This window comes from Candidatus Eisenbacteria bacterium, assembly GCA_013140805.1.
GTDB lineage: Bacteria > Eisenbacteria > RBG-16-71-46 > RBG-16-71-46 > RBG-16-71-46 > JABFRW01.
The window spans coordinates 22,560-29,516 of the sequence record JABFRW010000190.1; the positions used below are offsets into that span (position 1 = coordinate 22,560).

Below are 6,957 nucleotides of genomic sequence, written 5' to 3' on the forward strand. Positions count from 1 at the left end.
CTCCGAAGGTTCCAGCCAGAGCCCGGCCGCGGCCGGACCGATCGATCGTTGCTCAGCATACGGCACCCCCTCGCCATGGGTTGCGGGCGATGCGCATATTGGCGGGCCCGAGCGACTGGGGCGGGCGTTCGGCAGTGGAACCTCGTCGCTCGGCGGGGTTTGCCGGGCGGACGGGCGCGCTCCTGTGGCCCGGGCGTCCGCGGGCGAGGCCCTGGTGCTAGGGGCTCGCCGGCTCGGAGGCCTTCTCGACGATCAGTCCGAAAGAGGTCGCGACGAACGCCTTCACCCGCAGGCGCAGATGGACCTCGTGCTGGTAAGGGGGCTTGTCCACCACGCGGTCGAACGGCAGGTCGCCTTCGGTGAAGTCGAGGTCGACGTGGCCACCGAGCCGCTCCACGCGCGCCGCGATCTCGCGCAGGTCGCGCTTGCGAAACAACACCGTCGAGCCGCGCGTGAGGGTGAACAGGTTCGAGCCCAGGTTGTACTCGGTGGTGTGCACGCCGACGCCACCCGGCTTCAAGTGCTTCATCGATTGCTCGACGAAGCGCTTGCCGAGCGCCATGGTGCCGAGGTGTTCGAGCGAGCACGACGACCACACGAAGTCGTAGCTCCCCAGATCCGCGGGGATCGCACGCATGTCGGCGAATCGAAACGAGACGTTGCGGCGGAACCGTTCCGGGTCGCAGAGGCCGCGGCGGTTGAGCGCTTCGAGTGAGTCCGCATGCTGATCGGTCTCCACCCAGCCGGCCTTGCGCGCCTGCTCGGTCGCCACGTCGGTCGCGACGATCTCGCAACCGAAGCTCGCGAACAGCGACGGCATCGGCTCGTGGCCGACCGCGAATCCGAGCCCGCGGCGTCCCGGCTCCAGCATGCCGCGCTCGTGCAGCGCCTGGGCGATGAAGCAGTACTCCCAGATCTTCCGATGCATGCGCAGCGGGCGCTCACCGATGCGCGTGACCCAGCCTTGGAACACCTCGGACTGAAGCTGCGCCTGGGTACAGGCGCAGGAGCGCAGCCGGTCGGGTGGCGCTTCGATCACTCCAGTTGTGACCCGCCGCATGCGTGGAAGTCCTCGGGTGTTCGCGCGCGAAGGAAGCGGAGATACTAGCGGCTCGCGGCCACGGCTTCGACCACTCGTGCGGCTCTGCGGGTCGCGACGCGCGGAGTCAGCGCCCGGGGGCCGCTCGCGATCGCCTTGCCCGTCGAACGGGTCGCGCGTTCCGCGCCCGCAGCGGCCAGCGCCACCATCAGCGCCTTCTGCAGATGGAGTCGGTTCTCCGCCTGTTCCACCACGATGCTGCGCGCGCCGTCCATCACCGAGTCGGTCACTTCCTCGCCGCGATGCGCGGGCAGGCAGTGCATGAACAACGCCCCGGGATTGGCGAGCGCCATGAGGGAGTCGTTGACCTGATAGCCGGCGAACGCCACGCGCCGCCAGTCGGCGTCGGCTTCGTGGCCCATGCTGGTCCAGGTGTCGGTGTAGACCACGTCGGCGCCGCGCACCGCTTCGCGCGGATCGCGCACACGCCGCAGCCGCCCGCGCCGCTCGGCTTCGAGGAACAGCCCGGCGTCGGGTTCGAAGCCATCGGGCACGCCGATCTGCAACGTGAAGCCGAACAACGTCGCGGCTTCGAGCCACGAGTGCAGCACGTTGTTGCCGTCGCCGACCCACGCGATCGTCAGCGCGTCGAGGTCGCGTCCGTTGCGCCACAGCGTGTAGAGATCCGACAGCACCTGACAGGGATGCGAGAAGTCGGTGAGCGCATTGATGATGGGCACCGAACTGTGGTCGGCCAGCGTTCGCACGATGCGGTGCGCAAACGTGCGCACCACGATCAGGTCCACCATGCTCGAAAGCACTCGTGCCACGTCGGGCAGACTCTCGCGCCCGGTCTCGCTCACCTCGACGGCACTCAGGTCCACGACGTCACCGCCCAGTTCGTGCATGCCGACCGTGAACGAAACACGCGTGCGCAGCGACGGCTTGTGGAACACGAGTGCCGCGGTACGCCCCGCCATGGGCCGTGGTGCGCGAGCGGTGCCGCGAGCGGCACGCAGGCGATCGGCCTCCGCAAACCGCGCGAGCACCCAGTCGCGGTCGAGGCCGATGAGATCGATGAGATGGCGGGGTGAAGCGTTCACGGGCGTTCCTCCGAGTTACGAGACGACGGGCTGGGAGAGGATCGGCAGATCGACCATTTGCGGAATCGGCAATACATACGAACGACCGGCACGCTCAGCCGCTTCGGAGGCACCGGGAATCAGGTCGAGCACGACGGCAACTTCGTCACACGCGTGCCGCTTGGGGCACCGCACACAATCGGTCCACACCTTGCGCGGCATGTGTTCGCGCGAGGCGACCGAGAAGCCGACGCGCTGGAAGAACGGCACCTCGCGAGTCAACGCGATCACGCGCGGCAGACCGATCGCCCGCGCCTCGTCGAGCACCGCGGTCACCAGCTGCTGCCCGATGCCGCGCCCGTGCTGATCGCCGCGGACCGCCAGCGAGCGCACCTCACCGAGGTCGCCCCACAGCAGTCGCAGCGCGGCGCAGCCGACGATCTCGGTGCCGTCCTCGGCGACCACGAACTCGCGCACGCACTGGAACAGTTCGCTTACGGGCCGCGGCAGCAGAATGCCCTGCGTGACGTAGCCGGCCATGAGACCGGCGATGGCGGTGACGTCGTCCAGCCTGGCGCGCCGGATTCGCATGCACTTTGAGGTTGCGCTGCTGGCCGGGGCCAGCTCGGGCACGCCTTCGAAGGGCAGGCCCGGCGTGGCGTCCTGCTGCAGCTCGCTGCCGGCGCCCGGGCCTTCGGGATCGCCGACCCCGAGTCCGAGTCTCGCTTCGGCGCGCTTGAGCTGCGCGGCGACGGATTCAGGGCCGGCTCCTGGCGAATGGCTTCGTCGTGCGAGCGCGGATTCCACGCTCAGGCTCGCGAGCATCGGGTCGGTGAAGTGAGGCGACAAGGCGAGGCGTTCGCCCAGTGGGAGTGCCGCGGGCTCGACGCCCTGCTGTTCGGCGGCGGCCCACAGGCGGCCGACCGCCCCGTGCGCATCGCGGAACGGGACTCCGCGCTCGACCATCGCGTCGGCGAGTTCGACGGCGAGCAGGTCAGGCGTCAGGGTGGCGCGCATTCTGGCGGGCCGCGCGGTGAGCGTGGTGATCGCGTCGGGGAGCGGCGCCAACAGGGCCTCGAGCGTGTCCCCGCTGTCGAACACCGTCACTTTGTCTTCCTGCAGATCCTTCTGATAGGCGCTCGGCAGTCCCTTGAGCAGCGTGGCGAGGCACTGCGCGTTCGCGATCAGACGCGCACTCTTTCCTCGCGCGAGCTCGAACAGATCGGGATTGCGCTTCTGCGGGAGCAGGCTCGAGCCGGTCGAGAAGCCGTCGCCGGGGGTGTACCAGCCGAACGCCGGCGAGCACCACAGCACCAGGTCCTCGCCGAGGCGCGACAGGTGCACACCGAGCAATGCCGCGGCTTGCAGGTATTCGACCGCGAAGTCGCGATCGCCGACCGCGTCGACGCTGTTCTCGGCCAGGCGCGAAAACCCGAGCGTCTGTGCGAGCGTCGCGCGATCGACGCGCAGCGGCGAGCCGGCCACGGCCCCCGAGCCGAGCGGCATGCGATCGGCGGCTTCGCGCGCGGTCAGGAAGCGCTCTTCGTCGCGCTCGAATGCAGCCAGGTGCGCGAGCCACAGGTGTGCGAGCAGCACCGGCTGTGCGGGCTGCAGGTGCGTGTAGGCGGCGACCGCGATGGTGCCGGAGGCGCGCGCCTGGGCGACGAGCGCTCGTTCGAGCGCCTGGATCGCCTCGACCGTGTCCTCGCACATCGACATCACGCGCATGCGCAGCAGCGTGGCGACCTGATCGTTGCGGCTGCGTCCGGTGTGGAGGCGCCGGGCGGCATCGCCGCAGCGCGATTCGAGTGCGGCCTCGACGCCCGAGTGCACGTCCTCGCCCTCGAGCGTTGCCGTGCCGGCGGCGAGCTGAGCCTCGAGCGCGTCACACGCGATGAGCAACTCGCGCAGCTCGGTCGCGTCGAGCACTCCGCACTCGGCGATCGCGGAGCCCCAGGCGCGCGACAGGCGCAGCTCTTCGGGCCACAGCCGGCTGTCGACCGGCAGTGAATCGTTGAGGCGTTTGGCGCGCGGGTCGAGTCCGGTCGCGATGCGGCCCTGCCACACGGCGTCAGCGGGCATGCGACACCTCGGGGGCAGGCGCGGCTTCGGAGCGCGAGGGAGCCGCGGACGCCTTCGTTGCGTCGGTTGAGGAAGCCTCCACCGGTGCTGCGGCATCGAGCCTTGCCGCCGCCTCGACCCGTGCGGCGGTCGCGAGCGGCAGTCCGAACAGTCGGATGAAGCCGCCCGCATCGGTGGCGTCGTACCCGGTCATGTCGAATGAAGCCAGCGCCGGCTGGTAGAGCGAGCGCGGGCTGGTGCGTGCGATCGCCTGGGCACGGCCCTGGAACAACTCGACCGTGACGGTGCCGCTGACCGGTTCGAGTGCCGCGTCGACGAACGCCTGCAGCGCGTTTCGCAGCGGCGAGAACCACTGCCCCTGGTACACGAGATCGGCATAGCGCGGCGCCAGCTCGGCACGCGTGCGGATCACGTCGTGCGTGAGGGTTGTGGCGCACAAGTCCTCGAGGGCTTCGCGCAGTACCGTGCCTGCCGGGGTCTCGTAGACTCCGCGCGACTTCATGCCGACGAGGCGGCTCTCCACGATGTCGACGCGACCCACGCCATGCGCGCCCGCGACGGCGTTGAGCTTCTCGAGCAACACCGCGCCGCTCATCCGCTCACCATCGAGACTCACGGGCGTGCCGGACTCGAATCCGATCGCGATGCGAGTCGGCGATGCAGGGCGCCGAGGTGGAGCGGCAGTGAGCCGATACATGCTCTCGGGCGCGACGTTTGCCGGATCCTCGAGTGGGCCGCCCTCGTGGCTCAGGTGCCACAGGTTGCCGTCGCGCGAGAACAGATCCTCGAGCTTCACTTCGACGGCGATGCCGTGCGTGGCGGCGTAGGCGAGCGCATCCTCGCGCGACACGATGTCCCACTCGCGCCACGGCGCGATCACCGGCAGCGCGGGTGCGAGGGCTTGATAGGCCAGCTCGAAGCGCACCTGGTCGTTGCCCTTGCCGGTGCAGCCGTGCGCGAGCGCATCGGCGCCCAGCTCGAGCGCCCAGTGCACCTGACGCGCCGCGATCAACGGGCGCGCGAGCGAGGTGCCGAGCAGGTAGCGTCCCTCATAGATGGCGCCGGCCTTGAGTGAGGGGAAGCAGTAGTCGCTCGCAAACGACTCGCGCAAGTCTTCGACGATTACGCGACTTGCGCCGCTGGCGCGCGCGCGCGACTCGACGGTGGCGAGTTCGGCGCCCTGTCCGACGTCCGAGCAGTAACAGATCACTTCGCAGTCGAAGCGGTCCCGGAGCCACGGCACGATGATGCTGGTGTCGAGTCCGCCCGAGTAGGCGAGCGCGATGCGGCGAAAGGTCGAAGGCTTCAACGCGAGACTCCTTGGGGCGCGAGCGATGCGAGTGCGGCCTCGAGGCGATCGAGGGCGAGCTGCAGGTCGAGATCCGAAACGTCGAGCGGCGGCAGCAGGCGGATTGCACGTTCGCCGCCCCGCACCAGCAGCAGCGCGTTCTCGCGTGCCGCAGCGACCAGGTCGGCGGGAGTGAACGTCGCATCGGCGCTCAGCTCGATCGCGCACAGGAGGCCCAGGCCGCGCGCGGCGGCGAGCGAGTCGTGACGCGCGACGAGTGTCTCGAGGCCCTCGAGCAGCGTCTTGCCGCGCCGTCTCACACCGGCCAGCAGACCGCGGCGGTTCACGCGCTCGAGCACCCACAACGCCGCGGACGACGCGACCGGATTGCCGCCGAACGTCGAGCCGTGCATGCCGGGAGCCAGAGAGTCCGCGATCGCCTGCGTCATCAGCACGGCCGCGATCGGCACGCCGTGACCGAGCGCCTTGCTGAGCACCGTCAGCTCGGCACGCACGCCGTAGTGCTCGGCCGCGAGCAGGCGGCCGCAACGGCCCATGCCGCACTGCACTTCGTCGAAGACCAGCGGGATACCGAGTTGCTCGGTGCGAGTGCGGAGCGCCCGCAGGAACTCGCGGGTGGCCGGGATCGCGCCGCCTTCCCCCTGCACGGGCTCGACGATCACGCCGGCGACCCGCTCGTCGAGCACTGCATCGAGGCCCGCGATGTCGTTCAAGTCGGCAAATCGCACGCCCGGAATCAGCGGCTCGAACGGTTCGCGGTACGAGGGTGTCCAGGTCACCGAGAGAGCGAATCCCGTCCGGCCGTGGAAGCCGCCGCGAAAGGCGACCAGGTCGCGGCCGTCACGTCCGCGGGCGCGCGCGTGAGCGCGCGTGAACTTGAGCGCGGCTTCGACGCCTTCGGTGCCGCTGTTGCAGAAGAACGCGCGCTCGTAGCCGGTCGCGCGCGTGATCGCCTGCTCCAGTTCGAGCACGCGCGGGTTGCCGAACAGATTGGAGACGTGTCCGAGCGACTTCATCTGCCGGGTGACGACCCGCGCGAGCCCCGCCGGGGCGTGCCCGAAAGCGTTGACGGCGATGCCGCTCACGAAGTCGAGGTACTCGCGACCCTGCGCGTCGACGACGCGCGCACCCTTGCCGCTCACGAGCTGAAGCCGCGGGAGCGGGTAGACCGGCGCGTGGAGCGCCGCTTCCTGCTCGGCCGCGGACAGCGTTCGGGCGGTCGGGAGTTCGGAGACGGCGGTCATCGGGCGAGCCCAGCAGTGTGTGCGAGCGGCGGGACGGCGCACGCGATGCAGGTGCCCGGAGCCTGCGAGCCGAGCAGTGCCGCGAGCGTGCCGGCGTCTTCCCAGCGCGCTCGGCCCGCATCGCGCGCCGGTCGCGACCGCGTGAGCGGCGGCGTGCAGCTTGGGGCGCATGCCTCCCGAGACCTGGGGATGATCGGCGAG

General features: G+C 70.1%; 5 protein-coding genes. All 5 read right to left on the minus strand.

All coding sequences use genetic code 11. The annotated features are described in order from the left end of the window. Positions 1-217: 217 nt before the first annotated feature. From HOP12_14565 to HOP12_14585, 5 genes are read right to left on the minus strand one after another with little or no spacing between them, the layout of a single operon-like run. The gene (locus HOP12_14565; GenBank protein NOT35364.1) at positions 218-1,060 is read right to left on the minus strand and encodes a class I SAM-dependent methyltransferase; all 843 of its coding nucleotides are present in this window, start codon (positions 1,058-1,060) and stop codon (positions 218-220) included. A gap of 44 nt (positions 1,061-1,104) precedes the next feature. Then, entirely contained in the window at positions 1,105-2,142 is a 1,038-nt protein-coding gene (gene argF / locus HOP12_14570; GenBank protein ID NOT35365.1) for an ornithine carbamoyltransferase, read from the minus strand. 15 nt (positions 2,143-2,157) lie between these two features. Further along, complete coding sequence (argH, locus tag HOP12_14575; GenBank protein NOT35366.1) at positions 2,158-4,203, minus strand: argininosuccinate lyase; 2,046 nt, start codon at positions 4,201-4,203, stop codon at positions 2,158-2,160. Continuing rightward, positions 4,193-5,512, minus strand: coding sequence for an argininosuccinate synthase (locus HOP12_14580; protein ID NOT35367.1), 1,320 nt, complete (start codon positions 5,510-5,512; stop codon positions 4,193-4,195). The genes argH and HOP12_14580 overlap by 11 nt, the downstream gene beginning before the upstream one ends. Beyond that, the gene (locus HOP12_14585) at positions 5,509-6,756 is read right to left on the minus strand and encodes an aspartate aminotransferase family protein (protein ID NOT35368.1); all 1,248 of its coding nucleotides are present in this window, start codon (positions 6,754-6,756) and stop codon (positions 5,509-5,511) included. The genes HOP12_14580 and HOP12_14585 overlap by 4 nt, the downstream gene beginning before the upstream one ends. Positions 6,757-6,957: the final 201 nt, after the last annotated feature.